This is a genomic window from Microbacterium sp. LKL04, assembly GCF_900102005.1.
In the GTDB taxonomy this organism is placed as follows: domain Bacteria; phylum Actinomycetota; class Actinomycetes; order Actinomycetales; family Microbacteriaceae; genus Microbacterium.
Genome location: NZ_LT627736.1, coordinates 1,777,479 through 1,795,219 on the forward strand (window position 1 = coordinate 1,777,479; position 17,741 = coordinate 1,795,219).

At 69.6% G+C, this 17,741-nt stretch carries 19 protein-coding genes; 9 read left to right on the forward strand and 10 right to left on the reverse strand.

The window, feature by feature from the left end:
• The first annotated feature begins 45 nt into the window (after positions 1 to 45).
• The 3 genes from BLP38_RS08740 to BLP38_RS08750 all read left to right on the forward strand — a co-directional run bounded on the left by BLP38_RS08740 (position 46) and on the right by BLP38_RS08750 (position 3,138).
• Positions 46 to 396 (forward strand): Fe-S protein, encoded by a 351-nt coding sequence (locus tag BLP38_RS08740; RefSeq protein ID WP_091356118.1) that lies wholly within the window; start codon positions 46 to 48, stop codon positions 394 to 396.
• Positions 397 to 567: 171 nt separating this feature from the next.
• The gene (locus tag BLP38_RS08745) at positions 568 to 2,016 is read left to right on the forward strand and encodes an MFS transporter (protein WP_091356121.1); all 1,449 of its coding nucleotides are present in this window, start codon (positions 568 to 570) and stop codon (positions 2,014 to 2,016) included.
• A gap of 129 nt (positions 2,017 to 2,145) precedes the next feature.
• Positions 2,146 to 3,138 (forward strand): NADP-dependent oxidoreductase, encoded by a 993-nt coding sequence (locus BLP38_RS08750; RefSeq protein ID WP_091356124.1) that lies wholly within the window; start codon positions 2,146 to 2,148, stop codon positions 3,136 to 3,138.
• Positions 3,139 to 3,147: 9 nt separating this feature from the next.
• Here the strand turns inward: BLP38_RS08750 and BLP38_RS08755 are convergent, their stop codons facing one another.
• The 3 genes from BLP38_RS08755 to BLP38_RS08765 are packed head-to-tail and all read right to left on the reverse strand — an operon-like array spanning position 3,148 to position 5,785.
• Positions 3,148 to 3,969, reverse strand: coding sequence for an ABC transporter permease (locus BLP38_RS08755; RefSeq protein WP_091356127.1), 822 nt, complete (start codon positions 3,967 to 3,969; stop codon positions 3,148 to 3,150).
• Positions 3,966 to 4,847: an ABC transporter permease gene (locus BLP38_RS08760; protein ID WP_091356130.1), complete on the reverse strand. Its 882-nt coding sequence runs from the start codon at positions 4,845 to 4,847 to the stop codon at positions 3,966 to 3,968. The genes BLP38_RS08755 and BLP38_RS08760 overlap by 4 nt, the downstream gene beginning before the upstream one ends.
• The gene (locus tag BLP38_RS08765; RefSeq protein ID WP_091356133.1) at positions 4,844 to 5,785 is read right to left on the reverse strand and encodes an ABC transporter ATP-binding protein; all 942 of its coding nucleotides are present in this window, start codon (positions 5,783 to 5,785) and stop codon (positions 4,844 to 4,846) included. Before BLP38_RS08765 ends, BLP38_RS08760 begins: the two co-directional genes overlap by 4 nt.
• 104 nt (positions 5,786 to 5,889) lie before the next feature.
• Between BLP38_RS08765 and BLP38_RS08770 the strand changes: the two genes are divergently transcribed.
• On the forward strand, positions 5,890 to 6,102 hold the full coding sequence (locus BLP38_RS08770; RefSeq protein ID WP_091356135.1) for a transcriptional regulator: 213 nt from the start codon (positions 5,890 to 5,892) through the stop codon (positions 6,100 to 6,102).
• 4 nt (positions 6,103 to 6,106) lie between these two features.
• On the forward strand, positions 6,107 to 7,981 hold the full coding sequence (locus BLP38_RS08775) for an ABC transporter ATP-binding protein (RefSeq protein WP_091356139.1): 1,875 nt from the start codon (positions 6,107 to 6,109) through the stop codon (positions 7,979 to 7,981).
• A gap of 71 nt (positions 7,982 to 8,052) precedes the next feature.
• Here BLP38_RS08775 and BLP38_RS08780 read toward each other — a convergent pair whose 3' ends face one another.
• Positions 8,053 to 9,954, reverse strand: a complete 1,902-nt coding sequence (locus BLP38_RS08780; RefSeq protein ID WP_091356143.1) for a phosphoenolpyruvate carboxykinase (GTP) — start codon at positions 9,952 to 9,954, stop codon at positions 8,053 to 8,055.
• 110 nt (positions 9,955 to 10,064) lie between these two features.
• On the opposite strand from BLP38_RS08780, the gene BLP38_RS08785 reads away from it, so the two are divergent.
• The 4 genes from BLP38_RS08785 to efeB all read left to right on the forward strand — a co-directional run bounded on the left by BLP38_RS08785 (position 10,065) and on the right by efeB (position 15,137).
• The gene (locus tag BLP38_RS08785; protein ID WP_091356147.1) at positions 10,065 to 11,498 is read left to right on the forward strand and encodes a helix-turn-helix transcriptional regulator; all 1,434 of its coding nucleotides are present in this window, start codon (positions 10,065 to 10,067) and stop codon (positions 11,496 to 11,498) included.
• Between the two features lie 152 nt (positions 11,499 to 11,650).
• Positions 11,651 to 12,601, forward strand: coding sequence for an iron uptake transporter permease EfeU (gene efeU, locus BLP38_RS08790; RefSeq protein WP_091356151.1), 951 nt, complete (start codon positions 11,651 to 11,653; stop codon positions 12,599 to 12,601).
• Positions 12,598 to 13,836, forward strand: a complete 1,239-nt coding sequence (gene efeO / locus BLP38_RS08795; protein WP_091356154.1) for an iron uptake system protein EfeO — start codon at positions 12,598 to 12,600, stop codon at positions 13,834 to 13,836. The genes efeU and efeO overlap by 4 nt, the downstream gene beginning before the upstream one ends.
• Positions 13,833 to 15,137, forward strand: a complete 1,305-nt coding sequence (gene efeB, locus BLP38_RS08800; RefSeq protein WP_091356160.1) for an iron uptake transporter deferrochelatase/peroxidase subunit — start codon at positions 13,833 to 13,835, stop codon at positions 15,135 to 15,137. The genes efeO and efeB overlap by 4 nt, the downstream gene beginning before the upstream one ends.
• Positions 15,138 to 15,257: 120 nt before the next feature.
• On the opposite strand, the gene BLP38_RS08805 is transcribed toward efeB, so the two are convergent.
• The 6 genes from BLP38_RS08805 to BLP38_RS08830 form a co-directional block, all read right to left on the reverse strand.
• Positions 15,258 to 15,434 carry a CsbD family protein gene (locus BLP38_RS08805; RefSeq protein WP_091356164.1) on the reverse strand — a complete coding sequence of 59 codons (177 nt, stop codon included), beginning with the start codon at positions 15,432 to 15,434 and terminating at the stop codon, positions 15,258 to 15,260.
• A 61-nt stretch (positions 15,435 to 15,495) separates the two neighbouring features.
• Positions 15,496 to 16,110, reverse strand: coding sequence for a hypothetical protein (locus BLP38_RS08810; RefSeq protein WP_091356167.1), 615 nt, complete (start codon positions 16,108 to 16,110; stop codon positions 15,496 to 15,498).
• On the reverse strand, positions 16,107 to 16,691 hold the full coding sequence (locus BLP38_RS08815; RefSeq protein ID WP_091356170.1) for a DUF6286 domain-containing protein: 585 nt from the start codon (positions 16,689 to 16,691) through the stop codon (positions 16,107 to 16,109). Before BLP38_RS08815 ends, BLP38_RS08810 begins: the two co-directional genes overlap by 4 nt.
• A complete protein-coding gene (locus BLP38_RS08820) occupies positions 16,688 to 17,083 on the reverse strand; it encodes a hypothetical protein (protein WP_091356174.1) in 396 nt (131 codons plus the stop codon). The genes BLP38_RS08815 and BLP38_RS08820 overlap by 4 nt, the downstream gene beginning before the upstream one ends.
• Positions 17,083 to 17,271 carry a DUF2273 domain-containing protein gene (locus BLP38_RS08825; RefSeq protein ID WP_091356180.1) on the reverse strand — a complete coding sequence of 63 codons (189 nt, stop codon included), beginning with the start codon at positions 17,269 to 17,271 and terminating at the stop codon, positions 17,083 to 17,085. Before BLP38_RS08825 ends, BLP38_RS08820 begins: the two co-directional genes overlap by 1 nt.
• Positions 17,268 to 17,741 (reverse strand): Asp23/Gls24 family envelope stress response protein, encoded by a 474-nt coding sequence (locus tag BLP38_RS08830; protein WP_091359704.1) that lies wholly within the window; start codon positions 17,739 to 17,741, stop codon positions 17,268 to 17,270. Before BLP38_RS08830 ends, BLP38_RS08825 begins: the two co-directional genes overlap by 4 nt.

Consider the following 17,741-nt stretch of genomic DNA (forward strand, 5'->3'; position numbering starts at 1 on the left):
ACCGTCCTGCTGCGCAGGGTCACCACCTTCAGGTAGCCTGAGGGCATGGAGACCCTGCGCAGCATCGTCGTTCTCGTCCACCTCATCGGCTTCGCGACGCTCTTCGGCGCGTGGGTGGTCGAACTCGTCGGCCAGCGGCGCGTGACGCGCATCATGCACTGGGGCCTGGGCATCGCTCTCATCGCCGGTCTCGCACTGTCGGCTCCGTGGGGACTCGACCACGACCTCAACTACGCGAAGATCGGCATCAAACTCGTCATCCTCGTGCTCATCGGCGGGCTCCTCGGCGCCGGCGCCGGACGGCTGCGGAAGACGGGCTCGGTCCCCGCCGGGATCTTCTGGCCCATCGGCATCCTGACGCTCGTCAACGCGGGTCTCGCCGTCATCTGGCGCTGACCGGGGCTTCCCGCGGTTCTGCGCGGGAGTAGGGTGGAGGTTTGCGCGTCGACCACTCCGTCGGCGCCTCGGTGATCCCAGTGCTGTGATGCCCTCGCGACACCCCTGCGAGCGCATCCGCCGCCGACGCGTCCCATGAGGACCCACCGCTTCATTCCGAAGGTCCCCCGCATGTCATCCGCAGCACCCGCGGCATCCGCCGCACCCGCCAATCCGCGCTCCCGCGTCATCACCGCGAGCCTGGTCGGCACGACGATCGAGTTCTACGACTTCTACGTCTACGCGACCGCCGCCGTCCTCGTCTTCCCCATCCTGTTCTTCCCCGCCGGGAACGACACCACCAACCTGCTGCTCTCGTTCAGCATCTTCGGCGCGGCCATGGTCGCGCGCCCCGTCGGCGCCGTCATCTTCGGTCACTTCGGCGACAAGTTCGGCCGCAAGGCCACCCTCGTGGGCTCGCTCCTCACGATGGGCGTCGCGACGTTCCTCATCGGCTTCCTGCCAACCTTCGATCAGGTCGGCATCGTCGCCCCGATCCTGTTGCTCGTTCTCCGTCTCGCGCAGGGCTTCGCGCTCGGCGGCGAGTGGTCCGGTGCGGCACTGGTCGCGACCGAGAACGCGCCCAAGGGCAAGCGCGCCTGGTACGGCACCTTCCCCCAGCTGGGCGCTCCGATCGGCTTCATCATCGCGAACTCGGTCTTCCTCGCGATCTACTTCGCCCTCCCCCACCCCGACGGCCCGGCACAGCGTTCCGAGGCGTTCCTCGCGTGGGGCTGGCGCGTGCCCTTCCTGTTCTCGGCGGTCATGGTCATCGTCGGTCTCTATGTGCGCTTGAAGCTCGTCGAGTCGTCGACGTTCGCGAAGGCCGAGAAGACCGGCGCGATCCGCAAGTTCCCGCTGGGTGAAGTGATCCGCCGCCACTGGAAGCAGCTGATCCTCGGCACGTTCATCATGCTGGCGACCTACGTGCTCTTCTACCTGATGACCGCATTCACCCTCGCCTACGGCACGAAGGCGACGACCGAGGGCGCCGCCGCGGCCGCAGAGGCGACCGGAACGGCATTCGACGCCGCGACGTACGTGCCCGGCCTCGGCTTCGGGTACACGGACTTCGTCATCATGCAGATCGTCGGCGTCATCTTCTTCGGCATCTTCACGCTGCTGTCGGGCCCCGTCGCCGACACCATCGGCCGCCGCCGGCTGCTGCTCTGGATCACGGGCCTGATCGGCGTCTTCGGTCTGCTGTTCAACGTGTTCCTCCTGCCGCAGCTCGACCCGAAGTTCACCGGCGCCCTCGTGCAGGGCTTCCTCATCCTCGGGTTCATGCTCATGGGTGCGACCTTCGGCCCCATGGGAGCCCTCCTGCCCGAACTGTTCCCGACGAACGTCCGGTACACCGGCTCGGCGATCTCGTACAACGTGTCGTCGATCCTCGGTGCAGCCCTGGCGCCCATCGTCGCGACCGCGCTGTGGGCCGCCGCCGGCGGTTCGCCGTGGCTCGTCGGCGTCTACCTGACGGGCTCGGCCGTCCTCACCTTCATCGCCCTGTGGCTCTCGAAGGAGACGAAGGACGTCGAGTACGAGACCAACATCGGACACGCGGAGCTGCGCACGCGCTGACCTTCACCTGAACCGTCGGATGCCGCGGCCCACCCCACCGGGAGGGCCGCGGCATCCGTTCTGTCAAGAGCTCCCCTGGACGTGGGTCCGGGTTTATCGTCGGCCCCACAGGCACACGAGGAGCAAGCGATGGCGATCAAGAAGGTGACCCAGGCATCGGTCGTCGAGTACGACCAGACCGGCGGACCCGAGGTCCTGCACCTCGTCACCCGCGACCTGCCCGAACCCGGTCCGGGCGAGGTCACCGTCGAGGTGATGACGATGGGCCTCAACCACATCGACGGTTTCGTCCGCTCCGGCGCCGAGAAGGAATGGGACGACGAATTCCCCCGCCGCTCGGGCAGTTGCTTCGCGGGAACCGTCATCGCCGTCGGCCCCGACACCGCCGGCTTCCCCGTCGGCAGCGACGTCGTCGGTCACGTCCGCTCCGGAGCACAGGCGAGCCACCTCACAGTGCCCGTGGGCCGTCTGGCCCGAAAGCCCAAGAACGTGACATTCGAGACCGCGGGCGGCCTCTACCTCGCCGGGACGACGGCGCTCGACATCCTCGACGAGCTCAAAGTCGGTGCGGGCGACACCGTCGTCATCTCGGCGGCGGCCGGCGGCGTCGGAAGCATCGAGGCGCAGATCGCGATGCACCGAGGCGCCCGCGTCATCGGGACGTGCGGCGACCGCAACTTCGACTACCTGCGTCAGCTCGGGGTGAAGCCCGTGCGTTATGGCGAAGGCATCGTCGACCGCATCCGGGCGCTCGCGCCCGACGGGGTCAGCGCCTACATCGACAACTTCGGCCAGGACGGTCAGGACATCGCCGAGGCTCTCGGCGTCCCGGCGGGGAAGTTCCGCTCCAGCGCCGACCGGCGCGACCGGGAGGTCGCCCTACTGTCGGACGAACCGGACGCCGTCGCGCACGGCACCGACCAGCTCCGCAAGGTCGTGGACCTCGCCGAGAAGCGGGTGGTGAACGTCCTCGTGTCGGGCTTCTACCCGCTCGCCGATGTCGCCGAGGCGTACGACGACCTGATGAAGCTGCACTCCCGGGGCAAGGTCGTGCTCGCGACCCACCCGGTGAACCCCCGTCGCATCCGCAAGGCGCGCGACGTCATGGAATCCGGCCGCTGAGCGGCATCCTCAGTCGAGGAACAGGGCGCGCAGGCGCTTCGTCGTGAAGACGAGCCCGACGGCGATCATCACGACGTAGTAGAGGACGTGCCACAGCATCCCGACGGACAGGATGCCGGTCGTCAGCCCGCGGATGAGTTCGACGCCGTGCCAGAGCGGGAGCGCCATGACGATCGACTGCACCCACCCGGGGTAGACGGTGATCGGGTAGAACGTCGCCGAGAACAGGAACATCGGCAGGAGCACGAAGTTGATCCAGTCCATGTGCTGGAAGGTCTTCATGTAGCTCGTGATACCCATGCCGAGGCTCGCGAAACCGAAGGCGATCAGCAGGACGGCGGGGATGGCGAGGATCGCCGTCCACGCGAGGTTCAGCCCCAGGACCTGCATGACGATCATGAATCCCGTCGCGTACAGCAGGCCGCGCAGCAGCGCGTAGAGGATCTCGCCCAGGGCGACGTCGAGCGGTCCGAGCGAGGTCGCCAGCATGCCCTCGTAGAGCTTCCCGTAGTTCAGCTTGAAGAAGACGTTCCAGGTGGAGTCGTAGATCGCGCCGTTCATCGCCGAGACGGCGAGGAGCGCCGGTGCGATGAAGGCGGCGTAGCTGACCTCGACGCCCTGAGACGTCTGGACGTCGCCGATGAGCGACCCGAGCCCGAGTCCCATCGAGGCGAGGTAGAAGACCGGCTCGAAGAAGCCGGACAGGACGACGGCCCAGCTCGAGGATCGGGCGGCGAGGAACCCGCGCTGCACGACGGCGCCGGGATTGCCCGCCCACAGGGCGCGCACGCCACCGCGGCGGGCGGCGGCCTCGACCGTCGCGACGCTCACTTCGCGAGCCTCTCGATGAAGACCTTCCGCGCCCAGAGGTAGCCGACCCCCGACAGGACGAGCAGGTAGGAGAGATGGACGACGACCATCGCCGGCGGCACCGCGGCCTCGTAGGTGGCGAGGCGCCCCAACTCGGCACCGTGCCACAGGGGCGAGACCCACCCGATCCACTGGAGCCAGACGGGCAGGGTCTCGAGCGGGTAGAAGGTGCCCGAGAACAGGAACATCGGCATGAAGATGAAGCGCTGGACGAGGGCGAACTGCCCCTTGTCGTCCTCGATCGAGCCGGCATACGCCATGATCGGGATGCCGAAGGCGAGACCCGCGAGCAGACCCGCCGGGATCGCGAGCCAGCCGGTCTCGGGGTTCGGCACGGTGGTCCAGCCGATGCCGAGGGCGCCGAGCAGCCAGATGAACAGGTAGTACGCCGCGACCGCGAACGCCATCCGCGCGGCCGCCCCGATGATGACGCCGTTCGCGATCTGAGGACTCGACAGCGCCGACGCGTTGAACCCGAAGAAGTATCGACGCCACTTGAACCCCGCCATGACCGGATAGGTCATCTCCTCCGAGGCCACCGAGATCGCCGCCGTGACGAGCAGGGCGGGGGCGACGAAGACGAGGTAGTCGACCTGCACGCCCCGGTCGTCGATGGGGGCTTGAATGAGGGCGGCGAGTCCGGCCGCGAGCCCCAGGAGGTAGAGCACGGGCTGGCCCAGCGCGCCGACCACGATCGTCCATCCGTACGCGCGCATCGCACGGACCATGTGCTCGGTGACGTACCAGCTGCCGCGACGCCGGGGCTTGCGACCCCACTGCATCGCCTCGGCGCGCAGCTCGTCGAGCGTCGGCTGCGCCGCCACGGTCGCGTCGCTCATTCGATCAGCGACCGTCCGGTCAAGCGGAGGAAGACGTCCTCCAGGCTCGAACGCCGGACGAGGCTCGTCATCGGCTGCAGACCCGAGGCGGTCACGCGTTCGAGGGCGGCTTCGCCATCGTGGGCGTAGACGAGGATGCGGTCGGGCAGCACCTCGACGCGGTCGCCGATGCCCTGCAGCTGCGCGGCGACCTGCTCGTTGCGATCCGAGCCGAAGCGCACCTCGAGCACCTCGCGGCTGGAGTGCTCGCGGATGAGGGACGACGGACTTCCCTCGGCCATGATGCGGCCCTTGTCGACGACGATGAGCCGGTCGCAGAGCTGCTCCGCCTCATCCATGTAGTGGGTCGTGAGGACGAGCGTCGTGCCCCGCTCCTTCAGGCGGAACAGCCGGTCCCACAGCACGTGACGCGCCTGCGGGTCGAGGCCCGTCGTGGGCTCGTCCAGGAGCAGGATGCGCGGATCGTTGATGAGCCCGCGCGCGATCGTGAGCCGGCGCTTCATGCCGCCGGACAGCTGGTCGACCTTGTTCTTCGCCTTGTCCTCGAGCTGGGCGAACGCCAGCAGTTCGTCGGCCTTCTCGGCGCAGACCCTGCCCGGGAGGCCGAAGTACCGGCCGTAGATGTACAGGTTCTCGCGGGCGTTGAGCTCACCGTCGAGGTTGTCCTGTTGCGGGACGACGCCCAGGCGCGAACGGATCTCCGGGCCGTACCGGTCCGGGTCCAGCCCCAGGATCGCGAGGTCGCCGCTCGTGCGCGTCGAGACGGCGCCGATCATCTTCATGGTCGTCGATTTGCCGGCGCCGTTGGGACCGAGGAGGCCGAAGGACTCCCCCGGGGCGACCTCGAACGACAGTCCGTCGACGGCGACGAAGTCGGGCTTGCCCTTGCTCTTGTAGGCCTTGACGAGGCTTTCGGCGCGGATCACGGGTTCTGGCACCGGACCACACTATCGACGGGCTGGGACACGACAAGGTGACCGTCAACCGATATTGACACCCGCGCATGCGTCAATTAACGTTGACGCGAAAGGAAGGCGATGACATGACCACCGACATCCGGACCCTGATCGGTTCGCCGCCCGACGGCGAACCGATCGCCGAGCTGCATCGTCTCGCCGAGATCAGGCGCGAACTCGCGCGTGCCGAGGAGGCGCAGGTGCGACGCGCACGCGTCCAGGGCTACTCCTGGCAGGCGGTCGCCAGCGCGCTGGGCGTCAGCAAGCAAGCTGCTCATAAGAAGTACGGGGGAAGATAGAGGGATGTCCACGCCCCGCCGCGGTCTGCGCCGCCCCTCGAAGGACGACGGCCCCCGGGCCAGCCTCCGCCAGCTCCTGCCCTTCCTCCTCGAGCACAAGCGCGTCCTCGTCGTGGTCGGTGTCCTCAGTGTGCTCGAAGCGGCCGCGACCCTCGTGCAGCCGCTCCTGGTGGGCGACGTCATCGGCCGCGTGCAGGCGGGCCAGGCCCTCGGCATCCTCGTCTGGGTCCTGGTCGGACTCGTCGTGGTGTCGTCCCTCGTCGGCGGGTTCCAGCACTACCTGCTGCAGCGCACCGGCACCGCCGTCGTTTACTCGAGCCGTCGCCGCCTCATCGCGAAGCTCCTGCGCCTGCCGGTGCAGGAGTACGACGCTCGCCGCACCGGCGATCTCGTCTCACGAGTGGGCACAGACACGACGCTCCTCTACGCCGTCCTCACGCAGGGCTTCGCCGACTCGATCGGCAACGCCCTGATCTTCGTCGGCGCGATCATCGCGATGCTCGTGATCGACCCCGTCCTGCTCCTGCTGATCGTCGTGGTGATCGGTGCGTCCGCGGCGGTCGTCGGCATCCTGAGCGGTCGGATCCGTCGAGCCACGTCGGTGCAGCAGGAGAAGGTGGGGGCGCTCGCCTCGGGCGTCGAACGGGCGATCGGCTCGATCCGCACCATCCGCGCGTCCGGCGCGGAGTCGCGCGAGCAAGACACGATCTCGGCGACGGCGAGCGAGGCGTACGACGCCGGCGTGAAGGTCGCGAAGGCCTCCGCGATCGTCGTGCCGGTGGCCGGCATCGCGCTCCAGGTCTCGCTGCTCGTCGTGCTCGGCGTCGGCGGGTTCCGCGTGGCATCCGGCGCGATCGAGATCGCTCAGCTCGTCGTCTTCGTGATGTTCCTGTTCTTCCTCGTGCAGCCGCTGGCGTCGTTCTTCGGCGCCATCACCTCGGTGAACCAAGCACTCGGCGCGCTGGGCCGCATCCAGGAGGTCCTCGACCTGCCCGACGAGACGGCCGAGGATGCCGCGATCGCCGCGTCAGCGGCGGCGCCCGAGGCCGGCTCCCCGGCCGCGATCGAGTTCCGCGACGTGCACTTCTCGTACCCCGACGCGGTCGTCCGCGCCCGCCGGAATGCGCAGGACGAGGCGCTCAAGACGCTCGCCGACGCTCGGGCACCGCTCCCCGAGGACGCCGAGCCGGAACCCGAGTCGACCGTCCTCCGCGGCGTCTCGTTCCGGGTACCGCGCGGTTCGCGCGTCGCGCTCGTCGGTCCGTCGGGCGCGGGGAAGTCGACGACTCTCGCGCTCATCGAGCGCTTTTACGACCCGACCTCGGGCGCCGTCCTCGTCGACGGCGTCGACGCGCGTGCGCTCGACCGGCTCTCGCTGCGCGCGCGTCTGGGATACGTCGAGCAGGACGCCCCGACCCTGGCCGGAACGATCGCCGACAATCTGCGCCTCGCCTCGCCGAACGCGTCCGACGCGGACTGCGAGCGCGTGCTCGAGGCCGTGAACCTCACCGAGGTGCTCGAACGGTCGCCGCTGCGCCTGCAGGCTCCCGTCGGCGAGGCGGGGGTCATGCTCTCGGGCGGTGAACGTCAGCGTCTCGCGATCGCGCGCGCGCTGCTGGCCGCTCCCCCGATCCTCCTGCTCGACGAGTCGACGTCGTCGCTCGACGGCCTCAACGAGCAGCGCATGCGCGAGGCGATCGACGCCGTCGCCGCCGGGCGCACGCTCGTCGTCATCGCCCACCGACTGTCGACCGTCGTCGACAGCGACCTCATCGTCGTGCTCGACCACGGCCGCGTCGTCGGTCAGGGCACGCACGACGAGCTGATCCGCGACGTCCCGCTGTACCGCGACCTCGCCGCCCGTCAGCTGCTCGTCTGACGCGAAACGTCGCGGATGGTCGCCTCCCGCGAGGAAAGGCGACCATCTGCGACGTCTCGGCGTGCGGAGGGTCAGGCCTCCTGCTGCGCGCGCTGCAGGCGGTAGCGCAGGGCGGCGAGCTCGGCGTAGAGGGCGGGCGGGACCTTGCCGCCGAACGTCCGGTAGAACTCCTCGGTGAGGTCGGCCTCGGCGAGCCAGGATGCCGGGTCCACCGCGAACAGCTCGACGAGGTCCGTCTGCGGCACCTCGATCCCCGCGAGGTTGAGGTCGTCGGTCTTCGGCAGGCGCCCGACGGGGCTGTCCACGGCGCCGACGGACCCGTCGATGCGGCGGATGATCCAGTCGATGACGCGGGCGTTGTCGCCGAAGCCCGGCCACAGGAAGCGCCCGTCCGAGCCCTTGCGGAACCAGTTGACCTGGAAGATGCGCGGAGCCCGGTCGAAGCGCAGCTTCTGACCGACCTTCAGCCAGTGGCCGAAGTAGTCCGCCATGTTGTAGCCACAGAACGGCAGCATGGCGAACGGGTCGCGGCGCAGCTCGCCGACGAGGCCCTCGGCTGCAGCGGTGCGCTCGGAGGAGATGTTCGAGCCCATGAAGACGCCGTGGGTCCAGTCCGTGGCTTCGACGACCAGCGGGACGTTGGTGGCGCGGCGTCCGCCGAACAGGATCGCGTCGAGCGGCACGCCCTCGGGCGCATCCCAGTCGTCGGCGATCTGCGGGCACTGCCCCGCGCTGACGGTGAAGCGCGAGTTGGGGTGGGCGGCGGGACGACCGGATGCCGGGGTCCAGGGCTTGCCCTCCCAGTCGGTGAGCTCGGCGGGCGCCTCGTCGGTGAGGCCCTCCCACCACACGTCGCCGTCGGGGCGGAGCGCGACGTTCGTGAAGATCGTGTTGCCCCAGAGGGTGTCGACCGCCGTCACGTTCGTCGATTCGCCCGTCCCCGGCGCGACGCCGAAGAAACCGGCCTCCGGGTTGATGGCCCAGAGGCGACCGTCCTCGCCCGGGCGGAGCCAGGCGATGTCGTCGCCGAGCGTCTCGACCCGCCAGCCGGGGATGGTCGGGCGCAGCATGGCGAGGTTCGTCTTGCCGCAGGCCGAGGGGAAGGCGGCGGCGACGTGGTACGTCTTGCCGGCCGGGTCGATGACGCGGATGAGCAGCATGTGCTCGGCGAGCCAGCCCTCGTCGCGGCCGATGACCGAGGCGATGCGCAGCGCGAAGCACTTCTTGGCGAGGATCGCGTTGCCGCCGTAGCCGGAGCCGAACGACCAGACCTCGAGCGTCTCGGGGAAGTGGACGATGTACTTCTCGTCGTTGCAGGGCCAGGCCTCGTCCTGCTGCCCGGGGGCGAGGGGCGCGCCCACCGAGTGCACGGTCTTGACCCAGGGCTTGCCGTCGGCGATCTGCTGCAGCACGTCGGCGCCGACGCGCGTCATGATGCCGATGGAGGTGACGGCGTAGGCGCTGTCGGTCACCTGGACGCCGATGTGCGAGAGCGGGCCGCCGACGGCGCCCATCGAGAACGGCACGACGTACATCGTGCGACCGCGCATGCTGCCTTCGAACAGCGGGGTGATGGTCGCGCGGATCTCTTCGGGCGCGATCCAGTTGTTCGTGGGACCGGCATCCTCTTCACGCTCCGAGGCGATGAACGTACGACCCTCGGTGCGGGCGACGTCGCTCGGGTGCGAGCGCGCCAGGTAGGAACCGGGACGCCACTCGGGGTTGAGCTTGATGAGTTTGCCCTCGTCGACCTGCTGGCGCAGCAGGGCGTCGTTCTCGGCGGCCGAGCCGTCGACCCAGTGGATGCGGGCGGGCTGCGTGAGCTCCGCGATCTCGTCGACCCAGGCGTGGAGGGCGGCCATGGCATCGCCGGTGGCGCGGGGACGGATGCCGGTGGGCGCCGTCGTCGGGTGGGAGACGATCGGCGTCGAGCCGGTGCGGGTGGGGCGGGTGAACAGGTCTGCGATGGCCATTCGGCGCTCCTCGGTCGGGGTGGACGTGTTTCCACTGTGCGCGCCGTTCGACCAGTTTTTCGCGACTTCGCGGCGTCAAGAATCGGCTTTCTTTCGCTAACATCAAGTTCATGGCCACGCCCCTCCAGCTCTCGACCCTCGGTCACCGCATCCGCCACCAGCGGACCGCCCACGGGTACACGCTCGACGAACTGGGGGCGATCGTCGGCATCGCCGGGAGCCAGCTCAGCCTCATCGAGAACGGCAAGCGGGAGCCGAAGCTCTCCGTCCTCCAGGCGATCGCCGCCGCAACGGGGACCGATGTCGCCGACCTCCTCTCCACCGAGCCGCCGAACCGCCGTGCCGCGTTGGAGCTCGATCTCGAGCGCGCGCAGCGGAGCCCCGTCTTCCGCCGCCTCGGCGTGCCGCCCGTACGGGTCACCAAGACGATGTCGGACGAGACGATCGAGGGGATCCTCGCCCTCCACCGCGAGCTCGAACGACGCGAGCGGGAGTCGATCGCGACGCCCGAAGAGGCTCGCCGTGCCAACACCGAGCTGCGCCTGCGCATGCGGGAGCAGGACAACTACCTGCCCGAGATCGAGAAGCTCGCCGAGAAGAAGCTGAAGGCCGCCGGCCACACCACCGGCGCCCTCACCCACCGGACGGTGAGCATCATGGCGGAGCAGCTCGGGTTCGAGCTGATCTACGCGAGCGACCTGCCGCACTCGGCGCGATCGGTCACCGACCTCGAGAACGGGCGGATCTATCTGCCCCCGGCATCCATTCCCGGCGGTCACGGCCTGCGCTCGATGGCCCTCCAGGCGATGGCGCACCGCCTGCTCGGACACACGCCTCCGACCGACTACGCGGACTTCCTGCAGCAGCGCCTGGAGATCAACTACTACGCGGCCTGCTGCCTCATGCCCGAGACCGCGTCGGTCGCCTTCCTGGCGCAGGCGAAGAAGGATCGGAACCTCGCCGTCGAGGACTTCCGCGATGCGTTCGGGGTCACGCACGAAGCCGCGGCGATGCGGATGACCAACCTCCTGACGCGGCATCTCGACATCTCGCTGCACTTCTTGCGCGTCGACGGCGCAGGCGCGATCAACCGCGTGTACGAGAACGACGGCCTCCCCCTGCCGATGGATGTGACCGGATCGGTCGAGGGCCAGATGGTGTGCCGGAAGTTCGCAGCGCGGTCCGCCTTCGCCGAGCAGAACCGCACGACCGAGCACTACCAGTACACCGACACTCCCAGCGGAACGTTCTGGTGCTCCAGCCAGACCGGCACGACCGCAGACGGCGAGTTCTCGATCACGGTCGGGGTGCCGTTCGACGACGCACGGTGGTTCCGCGGGAGGGAGACGCAGAAGCGGGCCACCTCGACCTGCCCGGATGAAGCGTGCTGCCGACGACCCGACACGTCGCTGACCGAGCGATGGCAGGGCAAGGCCTGGCCGAGCGCCCGCGTGCACATGCAGATGTTCTCCCCGCTTCCGAGCGGGATGTTCCCCGGTGTCGACGACGGCGAGGTCTACGCGTTCCTGGATCGACACGCCTGAGCGTCGTGTTGAGCGCCACCGCGCAGCGGGTGTACGCTCACGCGAGTGAGGTTCGCCTAACCTAATCTGCCGTCTCGTGCAGCAGGTCCGCGGACGGGCTGCGACGGGGCAGCGGGCACCGGCCTCACTCCCGAACACCCGAAGAGATACCCGTGCTCGCGTCGCTCCTCCCTCCCTTCCTCATCGGCCTCCGCGAAGGCCTCGAGGCCGCTCTCGTCGTCGGCATCCTCGTCGCCTACCTCGTCCGGATCGGACGCCGCGACGTCCTGCCGAAGCTCTGGGCCGGGGTGGGTCTCGCTGCGGCACTCGTGCTCGTCATCGGCGCGGTCCTCACCTTCGGCGCCTACGCGCTCACCTTCCAGGCCCAGGAGCTCCTCGGCGGGCTGCTGTCCCTGCTGGCGGTCGGGATGGTCACGTGGATGATCTTCTGGATGCAGCGGACTGCACGGACGATGCGCTCCCATCTCGAGAGCGGCGTCGACCGCGCGCTCGCGATGGGCGGCTTCTGGGGGATCGTGCTCATCGGCTTCGTGTCCGTGGCGCGCGAAGGCATCGAGACGACACTGTTCCTCTGGTCGATGGTGCAGACCGCCGGCCAGGAGGGACCGGGATGGTTCGGCGCCGTGCTCGGACTCGCCGTCGCCGTCGTCCTCGGGTGGCTGCTGGCCCGCGGGGCCGTGCGGCTCGACCTCCGACGGTTCTTCGCCTGGACCGGCGGGTTCCTCGTCATCGTCGCGGCCGGCGTCCTGGCGTACGCATTCCACGATCTGCAGGAAGCCGGCGTCCTCCCCGGGCCGTTCTCCGACGCGGCGACGATCGACGCAGCGACGGGGGCCGTCGGCGTGGGCTGGGCCGGGTTCCCCTTCGGATGGGCGTTCGATGTCAGCGGGCAGATCCCTCCCGGCAGCGCGCTCGCCGCGATCCTGCAGGCGACCGTCGGCTTCATGCCCGAGATGACCTGGCTCCAGGTGATCGCCTGGGCCCTCTACCTCGCCGTCGTCGGCACCTTCTTCGTCCGCGGCCTGATCGGGCGCCCGCGCCGGGCTCCCGCTGCCTCCACCGACACCGTCGCATCCCGTCACGCATCCCTAGGAGCATCATGACCCGCCCCCGTCTCACGAAGGTGCACGCCGCCCTCGCCCTCGCCGCGCTCGGCGCACTCGTCCTCTCGGGATGCGTCGCGAAGTCCGAGGTCGCGAACGCGGATGCACTCACCGTCACCTCCACCGACTCGACGTGCGACGTCTCGGCCGCGTCGGCCACGAGCGGGACGCTGACGTTCGCGGTGTCCAACACCGGCTCGCAGATCAGCGAGTTCTACCTCCTCGCCGAAGACGGGCTGCGCATCATCGGCGAGGTCGAGAACATCGCCCCCGGTGCCGAGCGCACGCTCACCGTCGTCGCGCAGCCGGGGCAGTACAAGACGCTCTGCAAGCCGGGCATGGTCGGCGAGGGAGTGGGACGAGCCGACTTCAGCGTGACAGGCGGGACCGTCGCCGCCACCGGCGACGACGCCGAGCAGAAGCAGAAAGCCGTCGACCTGTACGCGGCGTTCGTCAAGGACCAAGTCGAACAGCTCGTGCCCGCCGTCGACGCGTTCACGACGGCGTACGAGTCGGGGGAGGATGACGAGGCCCGCGCGCAGTTCCCGAAGGTGCGCGCATTCTACGAGCGCATCGAGCCGGTGGCCGAGTCCCTCGGCGACCTCGACCCGCGCATCGACTACCGCGAGGTGGATGCCGTCGCGGAAGGCCTCGACTGGACGGGCTTCCACAGGATCGAGAAGGACCTGTGGGTCCCGAAGAAGGATGCGCTGAACGCGGACGGCGAGACGCCGGCATGGCAGGACTGGGCTCCGTCGACGACCGAGGAACGTGCGACGTACGGCGACAAGCTGATCGCGGACGTCGGCGAACTCAACGACTACGTGCACTCCGAGGAGTTCCAGAAGGCACTGGACGCCCAGGGCGTCGCCGGCATCTCCAATGGCGCGATCGCGCTGCTCGACGAGGTGGCCACCGGGAAGATCAGCGGCGAGGAGGACTGGTGGTCGGGCACCGACCTGTCCGACTTCGCGGCGAATGTCGAAGGCTCCAAGATGGCGTTCTCCCTCGTGCAGGATTTCGCCGCGGCCGCAGGCTCGGACGGCAAGAAGCTCTCGACCGAGATCGCTCGTCGCTACGACGACCTGGACGCCGCACTCGCCGCCCACGGCTCCCTCGATGAGGGCTTCGTCGCCTACAAGACCCTCACCGAGGACGACAAGCGCGAATTCACCGACCTGATCAACGCTCTCGCCGAGCCCCTGTCCCGTCTCACCTCGACCGTGCTGCAATGAGCACCGAGGAATCGTCACCCGAGGAGGCCGCTCGACCGTCGCTCAGCCGGCGCGGCCTGTTCGGTCTGGCCGCCGGGGTCGGCGCCGCGGGCCTCGCGCTCGGCGCGGGTGCGGGCTCGGCGGTCGGCGTCGCGGTCGGGCGCGAGCGTGCGGAGCAGGAGGGGGCGGCATCCGTCCACCCGTTCTTCGGCACGCATCAGGCGGGCATCACGACGCCCATGCAGGACCATCTGCACTTCGCCTCCTTCGACATGATGGAGGGCACCAGCCGGGATGACCTGCGGTCGCTCCTGACCGACTGGAGCTACGCCGCGGCCCGGATCACGCAGGGGCTCCAGGTGAGCGCGACCGGCGCCGTCGGCGGATCACCCGAAGCGCCGCCGGACGACACCGGTGAGGCCCTCGGGCTGCCGGCATCCGGCCTCACCATCACGATCGGCTTCGGTCCGACCCTCTTCGAGACGGAGGACGGAAAGGATCGCTTCGGGATCGCGTCGCAGCGGCCGCGCGGTCTGGCGAAGCTCCCCGCCTTCCTCGGCGACGACCTCGCGCCCGACGCGTCGAACGGCGACCTCTGCATCCAGGCGTGCGCCGACGATCCGCAGGTCGCCGTGCACGCGGTCCGCAACCTGAGCCGGATCGCGTTCGGGCGTGCGCGCCTGCGGTGGTCGCAGCTGGGCTTCGGCAAGACCTCGAAGACGACGGCCGCGCAGGCGACACCCCGCAACCTCTTCGGGTTCAAGGATGGCACCGCGAACATCCTGGCCGACGACACCGCCGCGCTCGCCGACCACGTGTGGGTCGGCGGGACGGACGATCCCGCCTGGCTCGCCGGCGGCTCGTACCTCGTCGCGCGGAAGGTCGCGATGCTCATCGAGACCTGGGACCGCGTGCGGCTCTCGGAGCAGCAGCGCATCATCGGCCGCGACAAATCAGAGGGCGCGCCGCTGTCGGGCGGGAAGGAGACGACGGCGCCCGACTTCCGCACGAAGGATGCCGCCGGCTCCCCCGCCATCGACCACGCCTCGCATGTGCGCCTCGCCCACCCGGACCTCAACGACGGCATCCGCATCCTCCGGCGCGGGTACAACTACGTCGACGGCAACACCGGTCTCGGTCGCCTCGACGCCGGGCTGTTCTTCCTGTCCTACCAGCGGAGCCCCGACCAGTTCGTCACGCTCCAGCGCGCCCTCTCGACCGACCTCATGAACGAGTACGTCCGGCACATCGCGTCCGGGATCTGGGTGATCCCGCCCGGCGCGAAGAGCGGATCGTTCGTGGGAGCGGGGTTGTTCGCCTGAGGACGACCTCGGGTCGACGTGCGCACCCCGCCGGCGCGCGAAAGCGGGGAGCACGGTCCCCTCGTGCTCCCCGCTCTTCTCGCGCCACCCCCAGTTGCCCGATGGCGCGAGTGGTGAAGATCAGTCCTTCTTGAAGGCGTCCTTCACGTTCTCGCCGGCCTTCTTCGCGTCGGCCTTGGTCTGGTCAGCCTTGCCCTCGGCAACGAGCTTGTCGTTGTCGGTGGCCTTGCCGATCGCTTCCTTCGCCTTGCCGGTGATGTCCTGGGCGGCGTTCTTGATCTTGTCGTCGAGTCCCATGAGGGTCTCCCTTCTGTGTGGTGGGTGGTTAACCGGTGCCTGGACCGGGGCTCGGGGCGGGTCAGCTGACCCGCGGTGCGTCGGTGGCGAGTCTGCTTCGCAGCCCCCCGTGGACGGAGATGTACGCAGCGGTTTCCGTGCCGGTCACAGCCGCCAGCCCGTCCATGACGCGGTCGACGTCGTCGACGAGGCTCCGGGGGTCGGCCCCCTGACGAGCCGTCACGCTCACGTGGAGGACAGGCTCCTGCTTGACCGCATGAGCCGTGACGGAGGCAGAGAGCACGCCGTCCTGACGGGCGAGGGAGTTCTTGACCGCGTCGGCGGCGAATCCCTCGGTGACGGTGACCCGGCCGAGCGGTGTCTGCGATCCGCTCGAGCGCAGGACCGTACGGGTGCGACGGCTGACGAGGGTGGTGAGGCTCGCGAACAGCACGCCTGCGATGACGATCGCGACGGCTGTCGCACCGATCACGGCCCAGCTGAGCGTGGTGCCCGCGATCGTCGTGGCGTCGCCGGCGGCGCGGAGCCCGTCGACGACGGTCTTACCCGTCGTGGTCCACACGTCGGCCACGGCCGGGACGGCTGCTGCCGTCGCCGCCGCTCCCCCGCCGATCAGCAGGACGAGTCCGACGATCAGGACCACGGTGCGGTTCAGCGCTCGGTTCGTGCCGTTCATGCCACCTTCTCCTCGTCATCGGTGCGGTCGATGCGGACGCGGGTGCGGACGGGGCGCGCGAGCTTCAGCGAGGCGACCTCCGCCTCCGCGAACGACGCGACCTGGGACTTCTCGATCGGGATGCCTGCTCCCGGCCGGACGGAGACATCCACGCTGCGGTGGGCGACTCCGACGGTCACGCGGTCGCGGGCGATCCCCGTCTCGTCGCTCACCCGCTGCGCCAGCGCCGAAGCGAGCACACCGTTGTCGATGACGGCGACGCGGCCGCCGGCATCCACTTCGTGCTTGGACAGGCGCCCCGGAGAGATGGCCAGGACGACGAGCCAGAGGCCCACAGCCGCCACGATCACACCTCCGGCGACACCGGCCGCCACAGGCGCGTTGCCCGGGAGCCCCGCCAGCCACTCCAGGGCGGTCATCGGCCGCATGAGCAGCGGAGTCTGGGACGCGAGGGCGAGGATCAGCTCGACCGCGACGTACAGGGCCAGCACGATCCCCACGAGGACGACGACGGCGAACGCGACGCTGCGCGGCGAGTGGGTCTCGCGGCGGACGACGCGACGCAGCACGGGGGTGGTCATCGCACACGCTTCCTTTCCGGCATCCGGGCACCGGTGATGGTGATGTCGACACGGGCGACATCGCGCCCGAGGAGATGGGTCAGTCGCTCGCGCAGCTGCTCCTGCATCTGCGCAGCGCGCTCGAGGACGGGGACGGTGCTGCGCACCGCGTCCGGGTCATCGAGGTCGGGGACGGGCAGGGGGCTCGAAACCTTGAGAGCCATGCCGTCCCGCCGATCGGCGACACCCACGGAGACCTCGCCCCGCGGGACGCCGATGACATCGGCGGACACCGCCCGCGCGACGCCGACGAGCACACGCTCGGCGACATCGGTACGGCCGGCGACGCCGGGGGCCGCGGCGGCGGGTCGCACGGACCCGCCGCCCGCCGTTCCGTCGGTGTCGGTACGCATCAGGAGGTGCGCCGTCCCGTGAAGGCGTCGGTGACGGCTCGGACGTCGAGCTTGCCCGACGCGATTCGCCCGATCACGGCGCCGATGGCCATGAACAGGGCGGTGAGGAGGAATCCCCAGAACCCGAACACGAGACCGACGACGGCCAGGATGGCGCCGGTCAGGGCGCCGATGACAGTGGTGCTCATGAGACGCGCGACTCCTCGTGCTCCTCGTCCTCGTCACCCGGGATGTGCACGTCGTCGACGGTCACGTTGACCTCGACGACCTCGAGTCCGACGAGGCGGGTGATGGCGCCGGCGACGGCGTCCCGGACCTGCGACGCGACCTGGTGGACGGGCGTCGGGTACTCGACGACGATCGTGAGATCGACGGCAGCCTGCGTCTCGCCGACCTCGACCTTCACGCCCTGACCCAGGTCCGTCGCGTTGATCGCGTTGCGGATGGCGCCGAGAGCGCGGGCTCCGCCGCCGCCCAGGGCGTGCACACCGGGGATCTCACGGGCGGCGATACCGGCGACCTTGGCGACCACGCCATCGGCGATGACGGTCGTGCCGCTCGTCGCGGACGAGGTCTCCTCCGCAGTGGGGAAGGTGCGGTCGACGCGGCCGGTTCCGGTCACGGCGGGGGTGGTGGTCTTCGGGGTCTCGGTGGCCAT